Source organism: Agromyces atrinae (assembly GCF_013407835.1).
Lineage (GTDB): Bacteria > Actinomycetota > Actinomycetes > Actinomycetales > Microbacteriaceae > Agromyces > Agromyces atrinae.
This window is the reverse complement of record NZ_JACCBI010000001.1, coordinates 1,139,954-1,163,083: the sequence shown is the minus strand read 5'-3', so window position 1 is coordinate 1,163,083 and position 23,130 is coordinate 1,139,954. Positions and strand designations below refer to the sequence as shown.

Here is a 23,130-nt window from a genome sequence, read left to right as displayed (position 1 = left end):
TATCGATCTCTGAGGAGAACCATGTCCTTGCGTCTACGCACCACAGCCCTCGCACTGGGCGCGGTCGTCGCCCTCGCCCTGACCGGCTGCGCGACGACCTCGAACGACGCTCCCGCGTCGGAGGGCGCGTCCGCCGACGGCGCCTTCCCCGTCGTCATCGAGCACGCGTTCGGTGAGACCGAGATCCCCGCCGAGCCCGAGCGCGTCGCCACGTGGGGCTGGGGCAGCACCGAGGCGGCTCTCGCACTCGGCGTCGTTCCCGTCGCGATCGGTCAGCAGACCTATGGCGCCGACGCCGACGGCGTGCTGCCGTGGGTCGCCGAAAAGCTCGAGGAGCTCGGCGAGCCGACGCCGACCGTGCTCACCGACGACGGCGAGACGCCCCCGTACGAGGAGTTCGTCGAGGCCGACCCCGACGTCATCCTCGCTCCCTTCTCGGGCATCACCGAAGAGCAGTACGAGCTCCTCAGCGAGATCGCCCCCGTCGTCGCCTACGAGGGCGAGGCCTGGACGACGCCCTGGCAGGACGTCGTGCGCACCGTCGGCACGGCTCTCGGCCACGCCGACGAGGCCGACGCCGTGCTCGCCGATCTCGACGCGCAGATCGCGGCGAAGGCCGAGGAGCACCCCGAGCTCGAGGGCAAGACGATCGCCGCCGTCTGGGACGTCGCCGGAACCTTCTACGTCTACAAGGCCGCCGATGCGCGCGTCGAGTTCCTGTTCGGTCTCGGTCTCGAGAACGCACCCGCCGTCGACGAACTCGCGAACGGCGAATCGAGCTTCTACTACACGCTGAGCTACGAAGAGCTCGACAAGCTCGAGAGCGACATCGTGCTGAGCTACCACGACACCGCCGAGGAGGCTGCGGCCTTCCTCACGTCGGCACCCATCGGTGCGATCCCGGCCGTCGCGCGCGGCGCCGTCGCCCAGGTCGTGGGAACCGAGCTCATCGCGGCCGTCTCGCCGCCGACCGCGCTGTCGCTGACGTACGGACTCGACGAACTCGTCGACGCGCTCGCTATCGCCGCTTCGAAGTAGGGCGCACGTAGCCGCCCTTCTCCAGGCCGGCCTCGATCTCGAATCTGTTCGTCAGGGGATTGCGGCCGGCCAGGGCGTAGAGCAGCGGGAAGAGCATGCCGTAGCGACGCCACTGCGCCTTGTGCACGGCCTCGTGCTCGAGCACGTCGTCGGTGACGTTCTGCGCGGTGAGGTAGCACGAGCCGACGCAGGTGCCTCCCCGGCGGAACGCCCATGACGGCAGCCCGCGGAAGACGAAGAGCCCCTCGCGACGTTCGACGCGGCCCGTGCTCCAGAGGAACCCCCAGATGAAGCCCACGGTCGTCGCGTAGGCGTGGCCGAGGCGGCTGAGGGGTGAGTCGAGAAACAGTCGGGTGAGCACGGCACCACCCTACCGAGGCTCGCCGTGAGCTCAGCGGGTGAGCGCCGAGATGATCCGCAGGATCGCCGAGAGGTCGTCGGCCGCGGCTTCGGGCGATGCGGGCGAGAATCCCGAGATCGATGAGCCGACGACGCTGAATTCGGCCCGAATGCCGGAGATCGTCGCGGTGAGGGTCGACAGTGCGACGCCGAACGGCACGGGGTCGGCGAGGCCGGCGAACTCGGCGGGGTCGAGCACGTCGAGATCGACGTGCACGTACACGTCCGTCGCGTCCATCGCCCGGAGAGCGTCGAGCACGGCCTCCGCCGAGTCGAGGCGCGGGATGACGGTGAGCGGCGTCTCGTCGATGAGCTGCTGTTCCGCCTCGTCGATCGCCCGTGCGCCCGCGAGGACGACTCGGTCGATGGCGACGGCCGTCTCGGTGAGTGCGATGCCGTCGGCTCCCTCGCCGAGCACCGCACGGAGCGACATGCCGCCGAGGGCGCCCGAGGGGGACGATTCCGGGGAGTGCAGGTCGGCGTGCGCGTCGAACCAGACGACGGCGAGCCCGGCGGAGCGTCCGGCGGCGACGCCGATGGCGGGGATCGCGACGCCGCAGTCGCCGCCGATCACGATGACACCGGGGCCTGCGGCCGTCGCCTCGAGCGCGATCGCCTCACCGATGCGTCGCAGTGCGCTGTAGCGCTTGACGCCCGTGCCGAGCTCTTCGCCCGCTTCGACGGGGACGTCGATGACGGTCGTCGCCGAGGAGGGGAGATCGTCGCGGATGGCGAGAGCGCCGTCGGCGAGACTCATCGCGCGGGCGGACGTACCGCCCTGCCACTGGGGTACAACGAGGAAGCGGGAGGCCATCACCTCAGTATCGCGCTCCGAGGCGGTGGCGGGAACCGGAGAGTGCCGTCTCGGCACTATTCTCGGCGCATGGCTGACATCGATACGATCAACGAACGCTGGGCGGTGACCGGCGCGGCCGGCCGGATCGGGCGGAGCATCCGACGCGCTCTCCGAGAACGCGTCGCCGAACTCGTCCTGCTCGATTCGGCGCCCATCGATGACCTCGGCGCCGGTGAGCGCTCGGAGCGCATCGACCTCGCCGATGCCGCCGCGCTGCGCGACGCGTTCGCGGGTGCGGATCGAGTGCTCCACCTCGGCGCCGTCTCCGACGAGGCCGACTTCCACGACCTCGTCGAGGCGAACGTCATCGGCACGTTCCACGTCTTCGAGGCCGCGCGGCAGGCGGGCGTGGCACGAGTCGCATTCGCGAGCACCGGTCGTGTGACGGGGTTCTACGAGGTCGGCACGGTCGTCGATTCGACGATGCCGGTGCGCCCCGACGGGCTCTACGCCGTCTCGAAGGTCGCGGGGGAGGCCGTTGCGCGTCTCTACGCCGAGAAGTTCGGACTCGACGTGGTCGCCGTGCGCATCGGTGCGTTCGACGAGAAGCCGCGAGACGCGCGCCAGCTGAGCATCTGGCTGAGCCCCGGCGACGCCGAGCGCGCGATGATCGCCGCGCTCACGGCTCCGGTCGACGGGTTCGAGATCCTGCTCGCCTACTCCGACAACACCCACGGCTGGGTCGACCTCGACCGCAGTCGCGCTCTCGGCTACGAGCCGCGCGACGACGCGTCGCGGGTCGGCGCCGAGAACGGTGCCGTCGACCCCGTCACGTCGGGTCCGCACGCGGGCAGCCTCGCGACACCCGAGTTCACCCTCTCGAGGCAGCGCCCGTTCTGATCGCTCGTACAACGATCGAGAGGTCGATCCGCGGGGCTCGGGCGACCGAGCTACCCGGACGGATCGACCTCTCGAACCGGTGAATCAGACGGTTCAGCCGGTGATGGCGCCGGGCGTGCCGCCCGACTTGAGCGCGGCGAGACGCGCGTCGACCTCGGTCAGCTCGCCGAGGTCGTCCAGCTCGTTGAACTGGGCGTCGAGGCTCGACGCGGCGAGCTCGGCCGCACCGCGCACCTTCGCCTCTTCGCGGCGGATCTTCTGCTCGAAGCGCGAGACCTCGCTCGTCGGGTCGAGGAAGTCGATCGACTTCACGGCCTCCTGCACCTGGCGCTGCGCCTCGGCGGTCTTCGCGCGTGCGACGAGTTCGGCACGCTTGTTCTGAAGCTGGGTGAGCTTCTCCTTCATGCCGTTGAGGCCGGCCTTGAGCTTCTCGACGACGTCGGTCTGCGCGGCGATCTGCGGCTCGGCGGCCTTCGCTTCATTCTCGGCCGAGATCTGACGGCTGAGGGCGACCTTCGCGAGGTTGTCGAACTTGTCGGCATCGACGGTGTCGCCCGAGGCGCGGTACTCGTCGGCCTTGCGGCTCGCGGCGAGGGCCTTGTTGCCCCACGACGCCGCGGCATCGACGTCTTCGCGGTGGTCGTCCTCGAGGAGGCGCAGGTTGCCGATCGTCTCGGCGATCGCGGCTTCGGCGTCGGCGATGCTCGACGTGTAGTCGCGCACCATCTGGTCGAGCATCAGCTGGGGATCCTCGGCCTGATCGATGAGCGAGTTGACGTTCGCGCGCACGAGCTGCGAGATGCGCCCGAAGATGGACTGCTTGGTCATTGTTCTTCCTTTCGATTACCGATGAGATCTCAGAAGCGTCCGCCGCCTCCGCGACGTCCGCCTGATGAGCTTCGCGAGCGTCCGCCCGAACTGCGTCCGAACGAACCGCTCGATCGCCGGGACGAACCGCCCCAGCTGCTTCCCCACGAGCTGCCACCGCGTGACGAGCGACCGACCGACCCACCGATGAGGCCTCCGAGGATGCCCCCGATGATGTCGCTCGAGAAGTCACTTCCCGTTGTACCACCGGCACCCGGGAAGAGCCCGGACAGACCGTCGTCGGAGGTGAGGTCGGCGTGCGCGAGCCGAAGGGCCTCGTCGCCGAGCGTCGCCGCACGCAGTGCCGCGTCGTTCGCCGCCGTCGGATCGGCCATGCCGCGTGCCTCGACGAGGAGCGCACCGGCCGACGCGAGGCGAGTGCGTGCTTCGACGCCGACCGAGTTCCGTCGGGCGACGATGAACTCCTCCGCCGCCGCGATACGCGCCTGCGCGTTCGAGAGACTGCGACCGAGCATCGCGCGCGACCGCTCGGCCGCGGCCTGGGCGTCGGAGATGCGCCGGATGACGGCGTCGATGCGTGCGTTCGCGACTCCGAGCGTCGACGCGAGGGCGAGCGGATCCCGAGGCGTCGCAGCGCGACCGGCGCGGAGCTCGGCGATGGCCCGCTGCGTCTCGCCGACGACCGCGGCGAGTTCGGGGTCGGCGGGGAGCCCCGCCGAGATGACGAGGTCGTTCTCGAGGTCGGCGATTCCCGCGTCGACGGCCGCGTCGGCCTCGGCGAGGCGCTGCGAGAGCGCTGCGACGCCATCGGCCTCCGCCGCCGCGCGCGTCACGGCCTCTTCGGCGAGACGGATGCCGACGGCGGCGCCACCCGTGTTGCCCGCGGCGACCTCGGTGCGCGCGCGTTCGATCGCGGTGTCCGCGACCTCGAGGTCGGCGTCGATCTCGGCGGGAGCATCGAGCAGGTCGTCGAGCGCTGACTGCGCGTACGTCGCAGCGAGCGTCGTGAGTGCCGCCGCGGCCTCGGGACGTCGGGCACGAGCCACCTCGACCGCGGCGTGCACGCGTTCGATCTCGGCGGGAGCGTTCTGTTCGAGTGCGCGGAGCGCGTCGAAGGCCGCGGTCTGCGCGTCGAGAGCGTCGTCGGCCCGATCGGCGAGCTCGATGATCTGCGCGTACCAGGCGCGACGCTGCTCGTCGGTGTCGGGTTCGGCGTCGTCGAGCTTCTGCTGGAGAGCGAAGGCCTCGCCGATCCGTGCACGGGCGGTCGTGAGCGCCTCCCGGAACGGTCGGACGGACTCCTCCCCGTATGAGGCGAGCGCGAAGCCGAGCTCCTCCTCGCTCGTGCGGATCGCGTCGTCGGCCTGCACCAGCGCGCTCCCGGCCTCGCGACGGAGTTCGGCGAGCGACGCCTCGGCGCTCGCCCGTCGACGGCGGCGTGAGACGGCGATGACGATGATCACGACGAGTGCGATGACCGCGAGGGCGACGAGCACCCACACCCAGCCGAAGTCCGGCCCGGTGGATGACGGGCCGCCGAGTCCGTCGACGGCGCCGAGCACGGCACCCGCCCAGTCGCTGTCGCGGAGCGCCGGCTCGATGAAGTCTCGGTTGATGCGCTGGATGTCGGAGTCGGACACCGATGAGGTGCCCGCGACCGAGAAGTAGTAGTTGCGGGAGTCGACGGCGACGGCGAGTAGGTAGTCCTCGTCGCCCATGCCGTTCGCGACCGCCGTCGTGTCGGCCCATTCCTGCGCGGATGTCGGGCTGTCGAACGTGTCCACGAACGCGACGAAGAGCTGTCGCCCCGTGTCGTCGACGAGTTCGGCCATGGCCTCAGCCGGTCGACTGTCGCCGTCGAGGGCGCCGACGGTGTCGATGATCGGCGAATCGGTGAACTCGACGGGGGATTGCGCCCAGGCCGGGGTGGAGACCCCCACCAGGAGGAGGGCGGCCGCAAGGCCCAGGATCGCTCGTCTCACGCGCATCGCTGCGGGTGCTCCTTCCGGGTGCTGCTGCCGAGTCTAGGGTGGGGGCGAATCATCGTCTACGGCGGCGTCGGCTCGCCGGCGAGGTGTGCGACGGAGTCGAGGAGTGCTTCCCGCACACGCTGCGCCGCGAACATCCGCGCGCCGTCGTGAACGGGTCGGGGGAGTGTGCTCGTGACGACGTGGGGCGCCCACCGGCTCTCCTGCGCCACGATGCGGGCGACGTCGTCGGCGAGGCGTCGACCGCCGAGCTGCGCGGTCGGGCCGCCGATCACGACGAGGTGCGGATCGACCACGGCGAGCACGGGCAGAAGCACCCGAGCGATGCGCTCGGCGAAGTCGTCGGCGACCTCGGCGAACCGTCCGGAGGCGATGAGTGATTCGATCGCCGCCGTGTAGTCGGCGCTGTCGAGGCCCGACTCGCGGGCGAGACGCATGACACCGATGCCGCCGACGAGATCCTGAACCGTCTGCGCACCCGGCGCGAGACGGGCGGCGCTCACCGAGAGCTCGACGAAGCCGATCTCACCCGCGCCGTGCGAGGCGCCGCGGTGAGCGGAGCCGTCGACGTCGAAGGACATGCCGACGCCGTTGCCGAGCCAGAGGTACACGACGTCGTCGTCGACGGGGCTCTGCCCGTGGCCGCGTTCGGCGAGGGCCGCGAGGTCGACGTCGTTCTCGACCGAGACCGGCATGCCGAGTGCGTCTTCGAGTTCGGCGCGGAGGCCGGTCGTCGGCCATTCGGGCAGCGCGTCGGCACGGAGACGGCCCTGGGCGCCCGGTTCGAGATAGCCGGGGATTCCGACGCATGCCGTCGTCACCGCCTCAGGGCTGCACCCGGCGGCCGCGACGGCCTGCGTGAGCGCTGCAGTGACCTCCGCCGCGGCGGAGCGCCCGCCCGCGGCATCCGATCTCTCGATCTCGACGTACGAGAGCGCCGAACCCACGGCATCGACGATCGAGGCGCGGAGCTCACGGTGATCGAGATCGATGGCGAGCCCGAGTGCTCGGTCGAGGCGGGGTCCGTAGACGACCGCGCTCGGGCCGGATGACCCGGAGGCCCGTCCCTCTTCGCGGATGAGCTGCTCGTCGAGCAGACGCCCGACGATGACGGTCGCCGTCGGCTTCGACACGTCGACGATCTCGCAGATGCGATTGCGCGTCAGGGAGCCGAAATCGAGGAGGGCCTCGAGAGTGGCGCGGTCATTGACCGCGCCGAGCCATTGCGGCGTTCCGCGAGCGGACCGACGTGCCACTCGGTCCCCTTTCGTCACCCGGGATCGACGAATCGATCACACGCGTGAAAAGTGCCCCCGGAGGGATTTGAACCCCCGACCTACGGTACCGGAAACCGGCGCTCTATCCCCTGAGCTACGGAGGCGCACAACTACTGAGATTAGCACTTCTAGAGGCTCGCGATGTTCGCCCGGATCGCCTCGACGAGCGAGGCCGCATCGCCGGGCTCGAGGAACTCGGTCGAGTCGACGACGATCCAGAACGGCCCGGTGAAGGCCTGCGCCTCTCCGTGTCCGCCCGTCGCCGAGAAGTAGCCGTCGACATCGGGAGGGGTGCCGTACGTCGGAACCCAGGTCGAGTTGACGGCGGCTTCGTCGTTCCGCTGCGACAGCACCGCTTCGCCCGGCTTCGCGACGGCGAACTCGACGGTCGCACCGCTCGACTGGTTGAGGAGGCCGCACGCGACGCCGCCCGACTCGACGACGGCGAGGGCAGCGGCCGTGGTCGGCTCGAAGTCGGGGGCCGCACCGACGTTCGGGTTGTAGGCGTAGACGTCGTCGTTCGAGAGCAACTGCGTGCAGTCGGCGCTGAAGGCGTCGGGGGTCGCGGTCGGCTCGTTCGTCGCGGTCGGCTCCGTCGTCGGCTCGGCGGTCGCCGACGGGCTCGCGGTGGGCGACGGGGTGGCCTGCGGCTCGGGGGAGGAGCACGCGGCGAGCAGCACGAGTCCGGCGCTCGCGAGTATGACGCTCGCCGATCGGCCGAGGAGACGAGGGGAACGAGGTGATGTGCCGGACATGCGCACGACCCTATCAACGTCGCCCGGTAGGATTCCCGAGTGACTCCCGACGACCTCTCGCGTGTACTGTCCGGCCTCGTCGACGCTCTCATCGAGCGTCGAGGCGGTGCGACGGGCGATGGTGGCCTCACCGTCGGCGAGATCACGTTCGAGCGTCCGAAGAACCGCGACCACGGCGACTGGGCGTCGAACATCGCCCTGCGCCTCGCCAAGCCGCTCGGAGCGTCGCCGCGAGACATCGCCGCCGAGCTCGCCGAGGGTCTCGCCGCCGTCGACGGCATCGCGAACGTGGACGTCGCGGGCCCGGGCTTCCTCAACATCCGCCTCGAAGCGGGTGCCGCCGGTGTGCTCGCGCAGACGATCGTCGACGCGGGTGAGTCGTACGGCACGGGCGACGCCCTCGCCGGCCTCGTCGTGAACCTCGAGTACGTCTCGGCGAACCCGACCGGCCCGCTGCACCTCGGCCACACCCGCTGGGCGGCGCTCGGCGACGCGCTCGCCCGTGTGCTGCGTGCCGCGGGCGCCCAGGTGTCGACCGAGTTCTACATCAACGACGCCGGCAACCAGATGGACACCTTCGGCCGATCGGTCATCGCCGCGGCGAAGGGTGAGCCGACCCCCGAGGGCGGCTACGTCGGTGCGTACATCGGCGACCTCGCGCGCGTCGTTCTCGAGCGCGAGCCGAACCTCCTCGACCTCGACGACGAGGCCGCGGTCGACGTCGCCCGCGAGATCGCGTACGCGACGCAGCTCGCCGAGATCCAGAACTCGCTCTCCCTCTTCAACGTCGAATTCGACGAGTGGTTCAGCGAACGCACGCTGCACGCCCCCGGGCCCGACGGCCGCAGCTCGGTCGACCTCGCCGTCGATCGCCTGCGCCTGCAGGGTCACGTCTACGACGACGATGACGCCATCTGGGTGCGCACGACCGACTTCGGGGATGACAAGGACCGCGTCATCCGTCGCGGCAACGGCGTCTACACGTACTTCGCCGCCGATGCGGCGTACTACCTCGACAAGGGCGACCGGGGCTTCCCGCACAAGATCTACCTGCTCGGCGCCGACCACCACGGCTACGTGCACCGCCTCAAGGCCCTCGCGGGAGCGGCGGGCGACGACCCCGAGCGCGACATCGAGGTGCTCATCGGGCAGCTCGTGTCGATCAACGGCGCGAAGCTCTCGAAGCGCGCCGGCAACATCATCGAGCTCGACGACCTGCGCGAATGGCTCGGCACCGACGCCCTGCGCTACTCGCTCGCACGCTACCCGGCCGACTCGCCGCTCACCCTCGACCCCGAGATCCTCACGAAGCGCACGAACGACAACCCCGTCTTCTACGTGCAGTACGCGCACGCCCGGACGTGCGCGGTCGCTCGCAATGCGGCATCCGTCGGTCTCGATCGCAGCGTCTTCGAGCCGGCGCTCCTCGACCACGAGACCGAGTCGGCCCTGCTCGGCGCTCTGCAGGAGTTCCCACGCATCGTCGCCCAGGCCGCCGGCCTCCGCGAGCCGCACCGCATCGCGCGCTACGCCGAGGAACTCGCCGGGCTCTACCACCGCTGGTACGACAACCGTCGGGTGCTGCCGTTCGGCGACGAGTCGATCGGTGCGGTCCACCACACGCGACTCTGGCTGAACGACGCCACCGGACAGGTGCTGCGGAACGCGCTCGGACTGCTCGGCGTCTCGGCGCCTGAGCGGATGTGAGGCGGGCATGAAGGCCGTCGTCGCCGTCCTCGTTTCCGTCGCCGTCCTCGTCGGCATCTTCTTCGTCGCGGACGCGATCACCCGCGGCGTCATCGAGGGCACCGTCGCCGATCAGATCGAACAAAACCTGCCCGAGAACGTCGAGGGCACGGTCGACGCGTCGATCGGCGGCTTCTCGGTGCTCGCTCAGCTCGTGACGGGATCTCTCGACGACGTGACGCTCCGCTCCGACGACCTCACGGCGAACGGTGTTCCGCTCGCCGTCGACATCCACGGTGCGGGAGTGCCGATCGACTTCGCCTCGCGCCCCGTCGATCGTGTCGAGGGCACCGTCACGATCGCCGCCGATGCCGCGGCAGACCTCATCCCGCTGCCGGCGGGAGCGGGTGGCCTCGTCCTCGGTGACGGCACGGTCTCCTACGCCGGGTCGATCGCGATCTTCGGTCTCTCCCTCGACTACTCGGTCACCGCCGAGGCCGTCGCCGACGGAGATCAGGTTCTCGTCACACCGACGAACGTCGAGATCGGCTCGGGCGGCAACTCGGTCGACCTGAGCGGCGTCGTCCAGCAGATCTCGCAGCAGCCGATCCCCGTGTGCGTCGCGAGCTACCTGCCCGAGGGCCTCGAGGTGAGCGACATCACCGTGACGCCGACCGACGCACGCGTGACGTTCGAGTCGACGACGCTCGTGCTCGACGCCGAGTCGCTGCAGAACACCGGCTCCTGCGGCTGAGCGTCGACCTCGATTCGGCGGCGGCTCGGGCCGATCGATAGACTCGCGAGCGGTGCTCGCGTTCGACGCGGCCCTTCTGCTGACTGGCTTCAGGAACCAATCCGGGTTCGCTCGCCGCGCAGTGCGACCCCCACTTTCGTCTTCTCTGTGAGGTTTCCACCGTGGCCACCGCTCCTTCCGCCCCCGTGTGGCTTGACGTCCCGGTCGATGCCGACGCCCTCGACGCCCGCATCTGGCCGGCCGGCGCCGGCCGCGATGAAGCCGGGGGGATGACGCTCGCCGGCGTCCCCGCGGCCGATCTCGCGCGTCGATTCGGCACGCCGCTCTACGTCGTCGACGAAGACGTCGTGCGCGATCGAGCGTCGCGGATCCGTCGGGTCTTCGACGAGGCGTTCGGTCGCATCGGCGCGAATGTGTCGGTGTATTACGCGGGCAAGGCGTTCCTCTCGACCGACGTCGTGCGCTGGGTCATCGAGGCGGGCCTGCACGTCGACGTGTGCTCGGGCGGAGAACTCGCGGTCGCCCTCGCCGCCGGGGCCGATCCCGCGATCCTCGGCTTCCACGGCAACAACAAGTCCGACGCCGAACTGCGTCGCGCCACCGAGGTGGGCGTCGGCACGATCGTCATCGACAGCCCCGACGAGATCGAACGCGTCGCCGCCTTCGCGACCGCGGCCGGCCGCCGCCAGAACGTGCGCCTGCGCGTCAACAGCGGTGTGCACGCCCACACCCACGCCTTCCTCGCGACGGCGCACGAAGACCAGAAGTTCGGCGTGCCCCTCGAATCCGCCGTCGCGCTCGTCGCCGCGATCCGCGCGCAGCCGTCGCTCCGCTTCCTCGGTCTGCACTGCCACATCGGGTCGCAGATCTTCGACGCCGCGGGCTTCGCCGAGTCGGCGCACCGTCTCATCACGGTGCACGCCGAGCTCCTCGCCGACGGCGACGTCCCCGAGCTGAACCTCGGCGGTGGCTTCGGCATCGCCTACACGACGGCCGACACCCCCGCCGACATCGACGACATCGCTCGCGGCATGGCCTCGGCCGTCGAAGCGGAGTGCTCTGCTCGCGGCATCCCCGTGCCCCGCATCGCGATCGAGCCCGGGCGCTGGATCGTGGGGCCCGCGGGCGTCACGCTCTACGAGGTCGGCACCGTGAAGCCCGTTCCCGTCGAGGGGGGCGAGCGGCTCTACGTGAGCGTCGACGGCGGCATGAGCGACAACGCGCGTCGCGCGCTCTACGAGGCCGACTACGCCGCACGCATCGCCTCGCGCGTCTCGGGTGCGGCTCCCGCGCTCTCCCGCGTCGTCGGAAAGCACTGCGAAGCCGGAGACATCGTCGTCGAGGCCGACTACCTTCCCTCCGACATCCGCCGGGGTGATCTGCTCGCCGTCGCCGCGACGGGCGCCTACTGCTACTCGCTCGCCAGCAACTACAACTACCTCGAGCGCCCGGCGGTCGTCGCGGTTCGCGACGGAGAAGCCCGAGTGCTCGTCCGTCGCGAGACCCCCGACGACCTCGTGGCCCGTGACACCGGGGTCGCCCGCACCGATGAAGGAGCCCGCGCATGATCGCCTACCGTTCACTTCGAGTCGCCCTGCTCGGCGGAGGATCCGTCGGCTCTCAGGTCGCACGCCTCCTCATCGAGCACGGCCCTGAGCTCGCGCAGCGCGTGGGCGCCGAACTCGAGCTCGTCGGCATCGCCGTGCGCGACGTCGACGCGAAGCGCGACGTCGAGCTGCCGCGTGAGCTCTACACGACCGACGCCGAGACGCTCATCCTCGGCGCGGACGTCGTCGTCGAGCTCATCGGCGGGCTCGAGCCCGCGCGCACGCTCGTGCTGCAGGCACTCCGCTCGGGCGCCGACGTCGTCACCGCGAACAAAGCCCTCCTCGCGACCCACGGTCCCGAACTCTTCGAGGCGGCCGAGCAGGTCGGCGCGCAGCTCTCCTACGAGGCCGCCGTCGCCGGTGCCATCCCGATCATCCGGCCGCTCCGCGAGTCGCTCGCCGGCGACCGCGTGAAGCGCATCCTCGGCATCGTCAACGGAACGACGAACTTCATCCTCGACCGCATGGACACGTCGGGCGCCGACCTCGACGACGCCCTCGCCGTCGCGACCGAGCTCGGCTACGCCGAGGCCGACCCGACCGCCGACATCGGCGGCTACGACGCCGCGCAGAAGGCCGCGATCCTCGCGAGCCTCGCGTTCCACACGACGGTCCCGATCGAGTCGGTGCACCGCGAGGGCATCACGTCGGTCACCGCCGCGCAGATCGAGTCGGCGCGGAAGGCCGGCTACGTCGTCAAGCTCCTCGCGATCTGCGAGCGTCTCACCGATCCCGACACGGGGGAGGAGGGCGTGTCCGCTCGCGTCTATCCCGCGCTCGTCGACCGCCGTCACCCGCTCGCCGCCGTCCACGGCGCGAACAACGCCGTCTTCGTCGAGGCCGAGGCCGCGGGAAGCCTCATGTTCTACGGCGCCGGTGCCGGAGGTGTCGAGACGGCCTCGGCCGTGCTCGGCGACCTCGTGGCCGTCGCCCGTCGCCACGTCGTCGGCGGCCCGGGTCTCGCCGAGTCGACGCACGCCTCGCTGCCCGTGCTCGAGATCGGCAAGGTCATCACGCGCTACGCCGTGACCATCGAGGTCACCGACGAGCCCGGCGTGCTCGCGACCGTCGCCCGCATCTTCGCCGACCACGAGGTCTCCGTCGAGCAGCTCGAGCAGTCGGTGAGCGCCGCCGGCACGGCTACCCTGGTCATCGGAACCCACCACGCGCGTGAGTCCGCCCTCGCCGAGACCGTCACCGCTCTCGAAGCGAGCCCCGTGGTGTCCCAGATCGCATCCGTCCTGAGAGTCGAAGGAGCATAGTGCCCAGCTCGAACTACCCCGCGGCAACCGAGGGGGATCGCGGGATCCCCAGCCGCCAGTGGCGCGGAGTGCTCCGCGAGTACGCCCACCGACTCGACGTCACCGACGCGACGCCCATCATCACGCTCGGCGAGGGCGGAACGCCGCTCATCCCCGCCGCAGCGCTGTCGCACCGCACGGGAGCCGACGTCTGGGTCAAGTTCGAGGGCATGAACCCGACCGGTTCCTTCAAGGACCGCGGCATGACGATGGCGATCTCGAAGGCCGTCGAGCACGGCGCGAAGGCCGTCATCTGCGCATCGACCGGCAACACGTCGGCGTCGGCCGCGGCCTACGCGACGCACGCCGGCATCACCGCGGCGGTGCTCGTGCCCGAGGGCAAGATCGCTATGGGCAAGCTCAGCCAGGCGATCGCGCACAAGGGCGAGCTCATCCAGGTGCAGGGCACGTTCGACGACTGTCTCGACATCGCGCGCGACCTCGCCGCGAACTACCCGGTGCACCTCGTCAACTCGGTCAACCCCGACCGCATCGAGGGTCAGAAGACGGCGGCGTTCGAGATCGTCGAGGTCCTGCAGGACGCGCCCGACTTCCACTTCGTGCCCGTCGGCAACGCGGGCAACTACACGGCTCACCACCGCGGCTACCGCGAAGAGCTCGAGCGCGGCGCGACGACGCGACTGCCCCGCATGTTCGGCTTCCAGGCCGCCGGCTCCGCACCCCTCGTGCTCGGCCACCCCGTGAAGGCCCCTGACACCATCGCGAGCGCCATCCGCATCGGCAACCCCGCGTCGTGGGAGCTCGCCCTCACCGCGCGCGACGACAGCGACGGCTACTTCGGCGCGATCGAAGACTCCGCGATCCTCGAGGCGCACCGCATCCTGTCCTCCGAGGTCGGCATCTTCGTCGAGCCCGCGAGCGCGATCAGCGTGGCCGGCCTCCTCGAGCGCGCCGACGCGGGAGTCATCCCTGCCGGTTCACGCGTCGTCCTCACGGTCACGGGCCACGGCCTGAAGGACCCGCAGTGGGCGCTCCGCACGGCCGACGGTTCCGACGTCGAGCCGACCATCGTCCCCGTCGACACGGCTGCCGTCGCGAGCGTGCTGGGACTCTCCGCATGAGCGCCGTCGACGAACGGCTCGTCGGCCGCAGTGTCACGGTCAAGGTTCCCGCGACGACGGCGAACCTCGGCCCCGGCTTCGACACCCTCGGCCTCGCGCTCGCGGTCTACGACGACCTCGAGATCTCGGTTCCCGCCGACGGAGTGCTCTCGATCGAGGTCCACGGTGTGGGCGAAGGCGAAGTCCCGCTCGATGACTCGCACCTCGTCATCCGTGCCATGAAGCACACGTTCGACCACGTCGGCATCGCGATGCCCGCCGTGCGTCTCGTCGCGCACAACACGATCCCGCACGGCCGCGGCCTCGGATCGTCGGGCGCTGCGATCGTCGCCGGCATCGTCGCGGCGCGCGGCCTGCTCGAGGGCATCGCCCTGTTCGACGCCGACCAACTACTCGCGCTCGCGACCGACCTCGAGGGGCACCCCGACAACGTGGCGCCCGCGCTCTTCGGCGGACTCACGATCGCGTGGACCACGCCGACGGGTCCGCAGCACAAGAAGCTCCTCGTGCACCGCGGCGTCTCGCCGCTCGTGCTCGTTCCCGAGCACGTCATGTCGACGGCGCTCGCCCGGAGCCTGCAGCCCGAGTCGGTTCCCCACGAGGATGCCGTCTTCAACGTCTCGCGCTCGGCGCTGCTCATCGCTGCTCTCACGCAGAGCCCCGAGCTCCTGCTCGCCGCGACGGAGGACAAGCTGCACCAGAACTACCGCGCCGCGGCGATGCCCGAGACCGACCGGCTCATCCAGCTGCTCCGCGCCGCCGGTCACCCCGCCGTCGTGTCGGGCGCCGGCCCGTCGATCCTCGTGCTCTGCGGAGACCCGAGCGAACGACTCGTCGCCGCCGACCTCGTCGCCGAGCAGGCGACCGAGCCGTGGCAGGCGCTTCCGCTCGCCGTCGACTTCCTCGGAGCCACCGGCACCGCCGTCTGATCCGCGCAGCTTCCGGCCGCGTCATCCTCTCCTTTCACGAGGGATGACGCGGCCGTCGCCGTTCCCGAGCCGACGCTTCGGTATCTCCCCGCTCATATCGCTCCACCCGCCCTGCCCACATCGCTCCGCCCTCATCGTTCCGCCCCATTACTGCCGCCACTCCCGTGCGCGGATGCTGCGGTTCGGCGGTCGAGTAGGCGTGGCGGATGACACGGGCGGCGTGTCCCGGGATTCTGCAGCATCCGTGATCGCCCTGCCTGCGGCATCCGTCGTGCGCCCGGTCTATGCGCCGCGTTGACCTCATTGCGTTTCCCGTCCGCCCCAATGCGGCGGATAAGGAGATCGTGGGTGGATGACGGTGTGTCGGGGTCACTACATCGGCGTGGCGCGTGATTTCTCCTTATCCGTCATCGGAGTGGTGATGTTCCGACCACGGATGCTGCCGATTCGCGGTCGTGGCGGCGTGGCGGATGACGCGGGCGGCGTGTCGGCGGAATCTGCAGCATCCGTGATCGGTCCGCCCGCGGCATCCGGGGCAGGAACCGGGCGAGTGTGCGACGGGTGTCGGACAGCGACGCGCTGTGCGGCATGCGGCTCGGGAGGGCTGCGCCAGGTGTTATGCTCGGAGCGCACCCGGTGGAACCCGCGGCACTCGCGAATCCGCCATATCGTGCGATTCCCAGCAACTCTTGCTCTCGCTCGCGTGCGCAGTCGTGCTTTCTGCACAGCGCTCGTTCGCGACCAGCTCTCCTGGCCGGCACCGCCGACGCCCAGGGGAAAGGAACCATACCCCGTGACGAACACCGAACTTCCCGTCGACAGCGCGATCGACGTCTCCCGCCTCGGCAGCCTCAAGGTCGCCGAGCTCCAGGCGCTCGCCTCGCGACTCGGCATCTCCGGAGCCGGCAAGCTCCGCAAGGGCGACCTCGTCGCCGCGATCACCGCGACGCAGGGCGACGCTTCTGAGGCGGCTCCGGCTGCCCCCGAGGCTGAGGTCGAGGCTCCGGCCGAGGCCGCTCCCGCCGCCGACGCCGCTCCCGAGACTCCGGCCGAGACCGCTGCAGAGTCGACCCCGGTCGAGCTGCCGCTCCCCGCACAGGACGCCCCCGCCGAGACGGAGCCCGCAGCGGGCTCGCGCTCGCGCCGTTCGCGCCGTGCATCGACGACGTCCGCCGGCTCGCACGTCAACGTGACGGCCGGCTCGGGCCTCGACAGCCTGCTCCCCGCGCTCGACGAGCGTGCCCGTGTCGAGCACTCGAAGACCGAGGGTCAGAAGAACGACTCCGGCAAGAACACCGCTCGCGCCGAGGCATCGACCGACGGCGACGACGCCGCGACGGCGAACGAGAACCCCGCCGGTGAGCGCCAGGGCCGTCGTGGCCGCGGTCGCCGTGGCGGCGAGAACCGTCAGGACTCCGACAACCAGCAGGGCGCCAAGGGCGACGGCCAGAACCAGAACGCCCAGAACGCGGGCGGTCAGGCGGCGAAGGCCAAGGGCGACCGCAACAACAACCAGCAGAACGACCGCCAGCAGGGCGAGCGCAACGCGCAGCAGAACGACCGCCAGCAGGGCGATCGCAACGCTCAGCAGGGTGAGAACCGCAACCAGCAGGGTGCGCGCAACGCGCAGAACGCCGACCAGAACCGCGGTCCCGCCGAGCAGCAGAACCGCGACGACGAGCAGGGCGGCCGCCGCAACCGGTACCGCGACCGCAAGCGTCGGGGTCCGGGCAGCGACGAGGTCGAGCCCGAGATCCTCGACGACGACGTGCTGATCCCCATCGCGGGCATCCTCGACGTCCTCGACAACTACGCCTTCGTGCGCACGACCGGCTACCTGCCGGGCCCGAGCGATGTCTACGTCTCGCTCGGCCAGGTCAAGAAGTACAACCTGCGCAAGGGTGACGCGGTCGTCGGTGCGATCAAGCAGACGCGCGAGGGCGACGGCAACAGCCGTCAGAAGTACAACGCGATCGTCAAGGTCGACTCGGTCAACGGTCAGACGGTCGACGAGGCCGCCGCTCGCGTCGAGTTCCAGAAGCTCACGCCGCTCTACCCGCAGGATCGCCTGCGCCTCGAGACCGAGCCCACCAAGCTCACGCAGCGCATCATCGACCTCGTCGCTCCGATCGGCAAGGGCCAGCGCGGCCTCATCGTCGCTCCGCCGAAGGCCGGCAAGACGATCGTGCTGCAGCAGATCGCCAACGCGATCTCGATCAACAACCCCGAGGTCCACCTCATGGTCGTGCTCGTCGACGAGCGCCCCGAAGAGGTCACCGACATGCAGCGCACGGTCAAGGGCGAGGTCATCGCCTCGACGTTCGACCGACCGGCCGAAGACCACACGACGGTCGCCGAGCTCGCCATCGAGCGTGCGAAGCGTCTCGTCGAGCTCGGTCACGACGTCGTCGTGCTCCTCGACTCGATCACCCGCCTCGGCCGCGCGTACAACCTGGCCGCTCCCGCTTCGGGCCGCATCCTCTCGGGTGGTGTCGACGCCTCGGCGCTCTACCCGCCCAAGCGTTTCTTCGGTGCGGCACGCAACATCGAGAACGGCGGATCGCTCACGATCCTCGCGACGGCTCTCGTCGAGACCGGCTCCAAGATGGACGAGGTCATCTTCGAAGAGTTCAAGGGCACGGGTAACTCCGAACTCCGCCTCTCGCGTCAGCTCGCCGACAAGCGCATCTTCCCGGCGGTCGACGTCAACGCGTCGTCCACCCGTCGCGAAGAGATGCTCATGTCGTCCGACGAGGTGAAGATCACGTGGAAGCTGCGTCGTGCGCTCGCGGGCCTCGACCCGCAGCAGGCGCTCGAGGCCGTCCTCGGCCGTCTCAAGGAGACGCAGTCGAACGTCGAGTTCCTCATGGTCGTCCAGAAGTCGATGCCGGGTGCCACCGGCAACGGGGCCGCGCACACGCACGGCCACGAGAACGACCACCGCTGATCCCGTGTTCGAGACCGTCAACGCCCTGATCGAGGAGCACATCCAGCTCCAGGACGAGCTCGGCGACCCCGCGCTGCACGCCGACGCGGCCCGAGCGAAGAAGGTCAACCGGCGCTACGCCGAGTTGAGCCGGATCGTCTCGGCCTACTCGACGTGGCAGCAGGCGGGCGACGATCTCGTCGCCGCTCGCGAGTTCGCCAAGGAGGACGAGTCCTTCGCGGCCGAGGTTCCCGTGCTCGAGGAATCGCTCGCAACGGCTCAGGAGAAGCTTCGACGCCTCCTCATCCCGCGCGATCCGGATGACGGTCGCGACGTGATCATGGAGATCAAGGGCGGCGAGGGCGGCGCCGAGAGCGCGCTCTTCGCAGCCGACCTCCTGCGCATGTACATCCAGTACGCGACATCCAAGGGCTGGAAGACGGAGCTCCTCGAGCGCAACGAGTCCGACCTCGGCGGCTACAAGGACGTGCAGGTCGCGATCAAGTCGAACGCGACCGACCCCTCGCAGGGCGTCTGGGCGCACCTCAAGTACGAGGGCGGCGTGCACCGCGTGCAGCGCGTACCCGTGACCGAGACGCAGGGCCGCATCCACACGTCGACGACGGGCGTGCTCGTCTTCCCCGAGGTGGACGAGCCCGAAGAGGTCGAGATCAACCAGAACGACCTCAAGATCGACGTGTACCGCTCGAGCGGCCCCGGCGGTCAGTCGGTCAACACGACCGACTCGGCGGTGCGCATCACGCACCTTCCGACGGGGATCGTCGTCTCGATGCAGAACGAGAAGTCGCAGCTGCAGAACCGTGAGGCCGGCATGCGCGTCCTGCGTGCCCGCATCCTCGCGCGTCAGCAGGAGGAGATCGCGGCGGCGGCGTCCGATGCCCGCAAGTCGCAGATCCGCACGATGGACCGCTCCGAGCGCATCCGCACGTACAACTTCCCCGAGAACCGCATCGCCGATCACCGCACCGGGTACAAGGCCTACAACCTCGACCAGGTCATGAACGGCGCGCTCGACCCGCTCATCGATTCGGCGATCCGCGCCGACGAAGAGGCACAGCTCTCCGGCGAGGCCTGATCCGCGCGAGCGGTTCACACCGCGTCAGACCGAAGCGCCCACGGTCTCGAGGGGCGCGACGGCACCGATCGCGTGCACGGTGACGATCGCCGTCTTGAACTCGGGCATGGCCGAGATCGGGTCGGTCGCATCGCTCGTGAGCAGGTTGGCGCTCGCGTCGTCCGCGAAGTGGAACGGCAGGAAGATCGTCTCGGGCCGGATGCCGGTCGAGGTCGTCACCCGCGCGACGACGGTTCCCCGGTGGTTCTCGACGGTGATGAGTTCGCCGTCGGCGAGACCGCGGTCGCGAGCCGTCGTCGGGTGGATCTCGGCGCGCAGTTCGGGCTGAGAGTCGGCGAGTTCGGCGACGCGACGGGTCTGCGAACCGGACTGGTAGTGCTCGAGCAGTCGACCCGTGATGAGGGTGAGCTGTCCCGGTTCCGTCGGGCGCTCGGGGTGCGCGGTGGCGCGAACGGGCACGAGGCGCGCGCGGCCGTCGGCGTGACCGAAGCGGTCGAGGAAGAGGCGTGGAGTGCCGGTGCTCCCGACGGGGAACGGCCAGTACGCGGCCACCTCGGTGTCGAGCAGTTCGTGGCTGAGACCCGAGTAGTCGGCGATGCCGCCCTCCGAGGCGCGGGCGAGCTCGTCGAAGACGAGCGCGGGGTCGAGGTCGTATCGTCCGGGCGCCTCGAGGCGTCGCGCGAGTTCCGCCAGGATCCAGAGTTCGCTGCGCGCACCGGCGGGCGGGTCGATCGCTTTCCGACGACGGACGACGCGGCCCTCGAGGTTCGTCATCGTGCCCTCCTCCTCGGCCCACTGCAGCACGGGGAGCACGATGTCGGCGTAGCGCGCGGTCTCCGACAGGAAGAAGTCGGAGACGACGAGGAGGTCGAGACGCGTGAGCGCGTCACGCACCTCGCCAGCGTTCGGGGCCGAGATGACGACGTTCGCGCCGTGCACGAAGAGCGTGCGCACCCCGCCCTCGCGGCCCAGTGAGGCGAGCATCTCGACGGCGGGGAGACCGGGCCCGGGGATGATCGCGGGATCGACGCCCCACACGCGGGCGACGTGTTCACGCGCTGCCGGATCGACGATCTTCCGGTATCCCGGCAGCTGGTCGCACTTCTGGCCGTGCTCGCGACCGCCCTGTCCGTTGCCCTGTCCGGTCATCGTGCCGTAGCCCGAGTCGGTCGATCCCGGCAGCCCGAGCACGAGCGCGAGGTTGATGGCCGCGGTCGCGGTGTCGGTGCCGTTGACGTGCTGCTCGACACCGCGCCCCGTGAGGATGTAGGTGCCGCCCCGGCTCGCGAGCCGTCGCGCGACCCGTCGGAGCAGGTCGGTCGGCACACCGGTCACCGACTGCACGCGCTCGGGCCACCACGCGGCGACGCTGCGGCGGAGGGCCGCGTAGCCCGTCGTGCGTTCGGCGATGAACGTCTCGTCGACGAGTCGTTCGGCGATGACGATGTGCAGGAGGCCGAGGAGGAGTTCGAGGTCGGTGCCGGGGGCCGGCTGCAGATGGAGTCCGGCACCGTCGTCGGTGAGGCGTGCCGTCGAGCTTCGACGAGGGTCGACGACGATGAGGCCTCCCGCCGCGCGCGCACCCTGCAGGTGCGAGAGGAAGGGCGGCATCGTGTCGGCCATGTTCGAGCCGAGGATCAGGACCGTCGTCGCGGCGTCGAGGTCCTCGACGGGGAACGGCAGGCCACGATCGACGCCGAACGACCGATTGGCCGCGGCAGCCGCCGACGACATGCAGAAACGCCCGTTGTAGTCGATGCGCGACGTTCCGAGCGCCAGTCGGGCGAACTTGCCGAGCTGGTACGCCTTCTCGTTGGTGAGGCCGCCGCCGCCGAAGATGCCGACCGAGTCCGGTCCGTGCTCCTCACGGCTCTGACGCACGGCTTCCGCGATGCGATCGAGTGCGACATCCCACTCGACCTCCTCGAAGCCGCCGTCGGCGGTGCGGAAGAGCGGAGCCGTGAGGCGATCGGTCTCACCGAGGAGGGCGCCGGACGTCCAGCCCTTCTTGCAGAGACCGCCGCGGTTGGTGGGGAAGTCGCGACCGTCGACGGTGAGCGGCTCGGGCGAACCCGCGGGCGCCGGCGAGAGGGTCATCGCGCACTGGAAGGCGCAGTACGGGCAGTGCGTCGCCGTCTCGGTCATGCGGTGACCTCCAGCGCCGGGGGAGTGCCGAGTGTCGCTTCGCGGTCGGCGATGATGCGTTCGATCCGATCCTTGCAGCCGCCGCATCCCGTTCCCGCGCGCGTCGCCTTGCCGATGCACGCGACCGTCGTGTTCCCGGCGTGCCACGCGTCGCTGATCGTTCCCGCCGTGACCGCGTTGCACGTGCAGATGATGGCTTCGGGACCGGCCGGCGTGCCGCTCGCGACGGGCTCGTCGGGTGCATCGAGACGGAGGAGGAGGGAGCGATCGGACGGCAGTTCGCCGCCGCGCTCGAACAGCATCGTCAGTTCGGCGGAAGCCCGCGGCATCCCGACGCTCACGAAGCCCTCGAGCACGCCGTCGCGCGTGACCATCTTCACGTACCGGCCGTGCTCGGGGTCGGCCCACAGGGCGACGTTCGGGGGTTCGACGTCGCCGATGCGCGGGTCCCACGGCTCGGCCGAGATGGCGCCGGCCGAGACCGCGTCGATGCCTTCGCCCTTCAGCATCACGACGCTCGCGCGCTCAGCGGGCGGTGCGTCGGAGTGCTCGGTGCCCGTCACATCGGCGGCGAAGCGCGCGGCGAGCCACTCGGCCTGTCGCCAGCCCGGTCCGATGAGGCCCGCGGGTGCGCCGCCGAGGCGCGCGGTGTCGGTCTGGCCGTCGTTCTCGACGATGTGCGCGCAGTCGCCGATGGCGTAGATGCGCGAATCGGTCCACGAGCGGAGATCGCGGTCGACGACGATCCCGGCCTCGGTGCGGAGGCCCGCCGTGACGGCGAGCTCGGCGCGCGCACCGACGCCGCACGAGAGCACGAGGAGGTCGCCGTGGATGTGCTTTCCGTCGGCGGTGTAGAGCGCGTCGAACCGCGTCGTGCCGTCGTCCTCGGTGTGCACGGCGATGCCTTCGGCGGGGCTGTGCGCGAGGAGTGTGATCCCGCGGGCGCGGAGGGCCCGGCTGAGCACCGAGCCGCCTCCGCGGTCGAGGTTCCGCGGCATCGGGAACGCGCCGGTGTGCACGACCGACACGGTCGCCCCGTGACGTGCGGCGAGGAGTGCGAACTCGAGACCGAGCACGCCCGCGCCGAGGACGACGATGTGCTGCTTCGCCGCGACCGCCCGGCCGATCGTCTCCGCATCGGCGAGATCGCGGACGACCGTGACACCCGTCGGGAGCGCGTCGTCCGTGCCGATCGCGGCGTGGCCGAGGCGGCCGAGCGTCGAGCTGTCGCGAATCGTGCGGGCGACGCCCGAGAGCGTCGGGATGTTCGCGCGTGCTCCTGTCGCGAGGACGAGACGGTCATATTCGACATCCGTGCCGTCGTCGAGCAGCACCGTGCGGGCCTCGCGATCGATCGCGACGACCCGCACGCCCGTGCGAACGTCCACTCCGCTGCCCCGCAACTCGTCCGAGTCGGCGAGCACGATGTCGTCCTTCTCGGTGAGTCCGACGGCGAGCTCCGCCACGAGGACCCGGTTGTACGGGTCTCCGGACTCCGCGCCGACGACGGTCAGGTCGACTCGGCCCGCGACGACCTCGGGCAGGAGCTCTTCGGCGAAGCGGGCGCCGACGGGACCGAATCCGACGAGGACGACGCGCACGGGGCGGGGAGGGTGCATAGGT

General features: G+C 70.3%; 18 protein-coding genes and 1 tRNA gene. 10 read left to right on the top strand and 9 right to left on the bottom strand.

Going from position 1 to position 23,130, the window contains the following annotated elements:
• Positions 1–21: 21 nt before the first annotated feature.
• The gene (locus BJ972_RS05630) at positions 22–1,038 is read left to right on the top strand and encodes an iron-siderophore ABC transporter substrate-binding protein (RefSeq protein WP_129172834.1); all 1,017 of its coding nucleotides are present in this window, start codon (positions 22–24) and stop codon (positions 1,036–1,038) included.
• Here BJ972_RS05630 and BJ972_RS05625 read toward each other — a convergent pair.
• Entirely contained in the window at positions 1,019–1,399 is a 381-nt protein-coding gene (locus tag BJ972_RS05625; RefSeq protein WP_129172833.1) for a Fe-S oxidoreductase, read from the bottom strand. The two genes, BJ972_RS05630 and BJ972_RS05625, sit on opposite strands and share 20 nt — an antisense overlap.
• A gap of 30 nt (positions 1,400–1,429) precedes the next feature.
• Positions 1,430–2,251: an arginase family protein gene (locus BJ972_RS05620; RefSeq protein WP_129172832.1), complete on the bottom strand. Its 822-nt coding sequence runs from the start codon at positions 2,249–2,251 to the stop codon at positions 1,430–1,432.
• Between the two features lie 69 nt (positions 2,252–2,320).
• On the opposite strand from BJ972_RS05620, the gene BJ972_RS05615 reads away from it, so the two are divergent.
• Positions 2,321–3,133, top strand: coding sequence for an NAD-dependent epimerase/dehydratase family protein (locus tag BJ972_RS05615; RefSeq protein WP_129172831.1), 813 nt, complete (start codon positions 2,321–2,323; stop codon positions 3,131–3,133).
• A gap of 93 nt (positions 3,134–3,226) precedes the next feature.
• Here the strand turns inward: BJ972_RS05615 and BJ972_RS05610 are convergent, their stop codons facing one another.
• The 5 genes from BJ972_RS05610 to BJ972_RS05590 all read right to left on the bottom strand — a co-directional run bounded on the left by BJ972_RS05610 (position 3,227) and on the right by BJ972_RS05590 (position 7,981).
• Positions 3,227–3,961, bottom strand: a complete 735-nt coding sequence (locus tag BJ972_RS05610) for a PspA/IM30 family protein (RefSeq protein WP_129172830.1) — start codon at positions 3,959–3,961, stop codon at positions 3,227–3,229.
• A 29-nt stretch (positions 3,962–3,990) separates the two neighbouring features.
• The gene (locus tag BJ972_RS05605; protein WP_129172829.1) at positions 3,991–5,949 is read right to left on the bottom strand and encodes a TPM domain-containing protein; all 1,959 of its coding nucleotides are present in this window, start codon (positions 5,947–5,949) and stop codon (positions 3,991–3,993) included.
• A 59-nt stretch (positions 5,950–6,008) separates the two neighbouring features.
• Positions 6,009–7,205, bottom strand: a complete 1,197-nt coding sequence (locus tag BJ972_RS05600) for an ROK family protein (RefSeq protein ID WP_164989875.1) — start codon at positions 7,203–7,205, stop codon at positions 6,009–6,011.
• A gap of 52 nt (positions 7,206–7,257) precedes the next feature.
• Positions 7,258–7,330 (bottom strand) — tRNA-Arg (locus BJ972_RS05595).
• A gap of 24 nt (positions 7,331–7,354) precedes the next feature.
• Positions 7,355–7,981, bottom strand: a complete 627-nt coding sequence (locus tag BJ972_RS05590) for an iron ABC transporter ATP-binding protein (RefSeq protein ID WP_129172827.1) — start codon at positions 7,979–7,981, stop codon at positions 7,355–7,357.
• A 39-nt stretch (positions 7,982–8,020) separates the two neighbouring features.
• On the opposite strand from BJ972_RS05590, the gene BJ972_RS05585 reads away from it, so the two are divergent.
• From BJ972_RS05585 to prfA, 8 genes are all read left to right on the top strand, one after another.
• A complete protein-coding gene (locus BJ972_RS05585; protein ID WP_129172826.1) occupies positions 8,021–9,688 on the top strand; it encodes an arginine--tRNA ligase in 1,668 nt (555 codons plus the stop codon).
• Positions 9,689–9,695: 7 nt separating this feature from the next.
• Positions 9,696–10,421, top strand: coding sequence for an LmeA family phospholipid-binding protein (locus BJ972_RS05580; RefSeq protein WP_129172825.1), 726 nt, complete (start codon positions 9,696–9,698; stop codon positions 10,419–10,421).
• Between the two features lie 161 nt (positions 10,422–10,582).
• Positions 10,583–11,989, top strand: coding sequence for a diaminopimelate decarboxylase (lysA, locus tag BJ972_RS05575; RefSeq protein ID WP_129172824.1), 1,407 nt, complete (start codon positions 10,583–10,585; stop codon positions 11,987–11,989).
• A complete protein-coding gene (locus BJ972_RS05570) occupies positions 11,986–13,290 on the top strand; it encodes a homoserine dehydrogenase (protein WP_129172823.1) in 1,305 nt (434 codons plus the stop codon). Before lysA ends, BJ972_RS05570 begins: the two co-directional genes overlap by 4 nt.
• Positions 13,290–14,411: a threonine synthase gene (gene thrC / locus BJ972_RS05565; protein ID WP_373366810.1), complete on the top strand. Its 1,122-nt coding sequence runs from the start codon at positions 13,290–13,292 to the stop codon at positions 14,409–14,411. Before BJ972_RS05570 ends, thrC begins: the two co-directional genes overlap by 1 nt.
• Positions 14,408–15,340 carry a homoserine kinase gene (gene thrB / locus BJ972_RS05560; RefSeq protein ID WP_129172822.1) on the top strand — a complete coding sequence of 311 codons (933 nt, stop codon included), beginning with the start codon at positions 14,408–14,410 and terminating at the stop codon, positions 15,338–15,340. The genes thrC and thrB overlap by 4 nt, the downstream gene beginning before the upstream one ends.
• Before the next feature lie 793 nt (positions 15,341–16,133).
• A complete protein-coding gene (rho, locus tag BJ972_RS05555) occupies positions 16,134–18,287 on the top strand; it encodes a transcription termination factor Rho (RefSeq protein ID WP_129172821.1) in 2,154 nt (717 codons plus the stop codon).
• A 4-nt stretch (positions 18,288–18,291) separates the two neighbouring features.
• Entirely contained in the window at positions 18,292–19,362 is a 1,071-nt protein-coding gene (prfA, locus tag BJ972_RS05550) for a peptide chain release factor 1 (RefSeq protein ID WP_129172820.1), read from the top strand.
• A 24-nt stretch (positions 19,363–19,386) separates the two neighbouring features.
• On the opposite strand, the gene BJ972_RS05545 is transcribed toward prfA, so the two are convergent.
• On the bottom strand, positions 19,387–21,507 hold the full coding sequence (locus tag BJ972_RS05545) for a molybdopterin oxidoreductase family protein (RefSeq protein WP_129172819.1): 2,121 nt from the start codon (positions 21,505–21,507) through the stop codon (positions 19,387–19,389).
• Positions 21,504–23,126 (bottom strand): FAD-dependent oxidoreductase, encoded by a 1,623-nt coding sequence (locus tag BJ972_RS05540; protein ID WP_129172818.1) that lies wholly within the window; start codon positions 23,124–23,126, stop codon positions 21,504–21,506. The genes BJ972_RS05545 and BJ972_RS05540 overlap by 4 nt, the downstream gene beginning before the upstream one ends.
• Positions 23,127–23,130 lie beyond the last annotated feature (4 nt).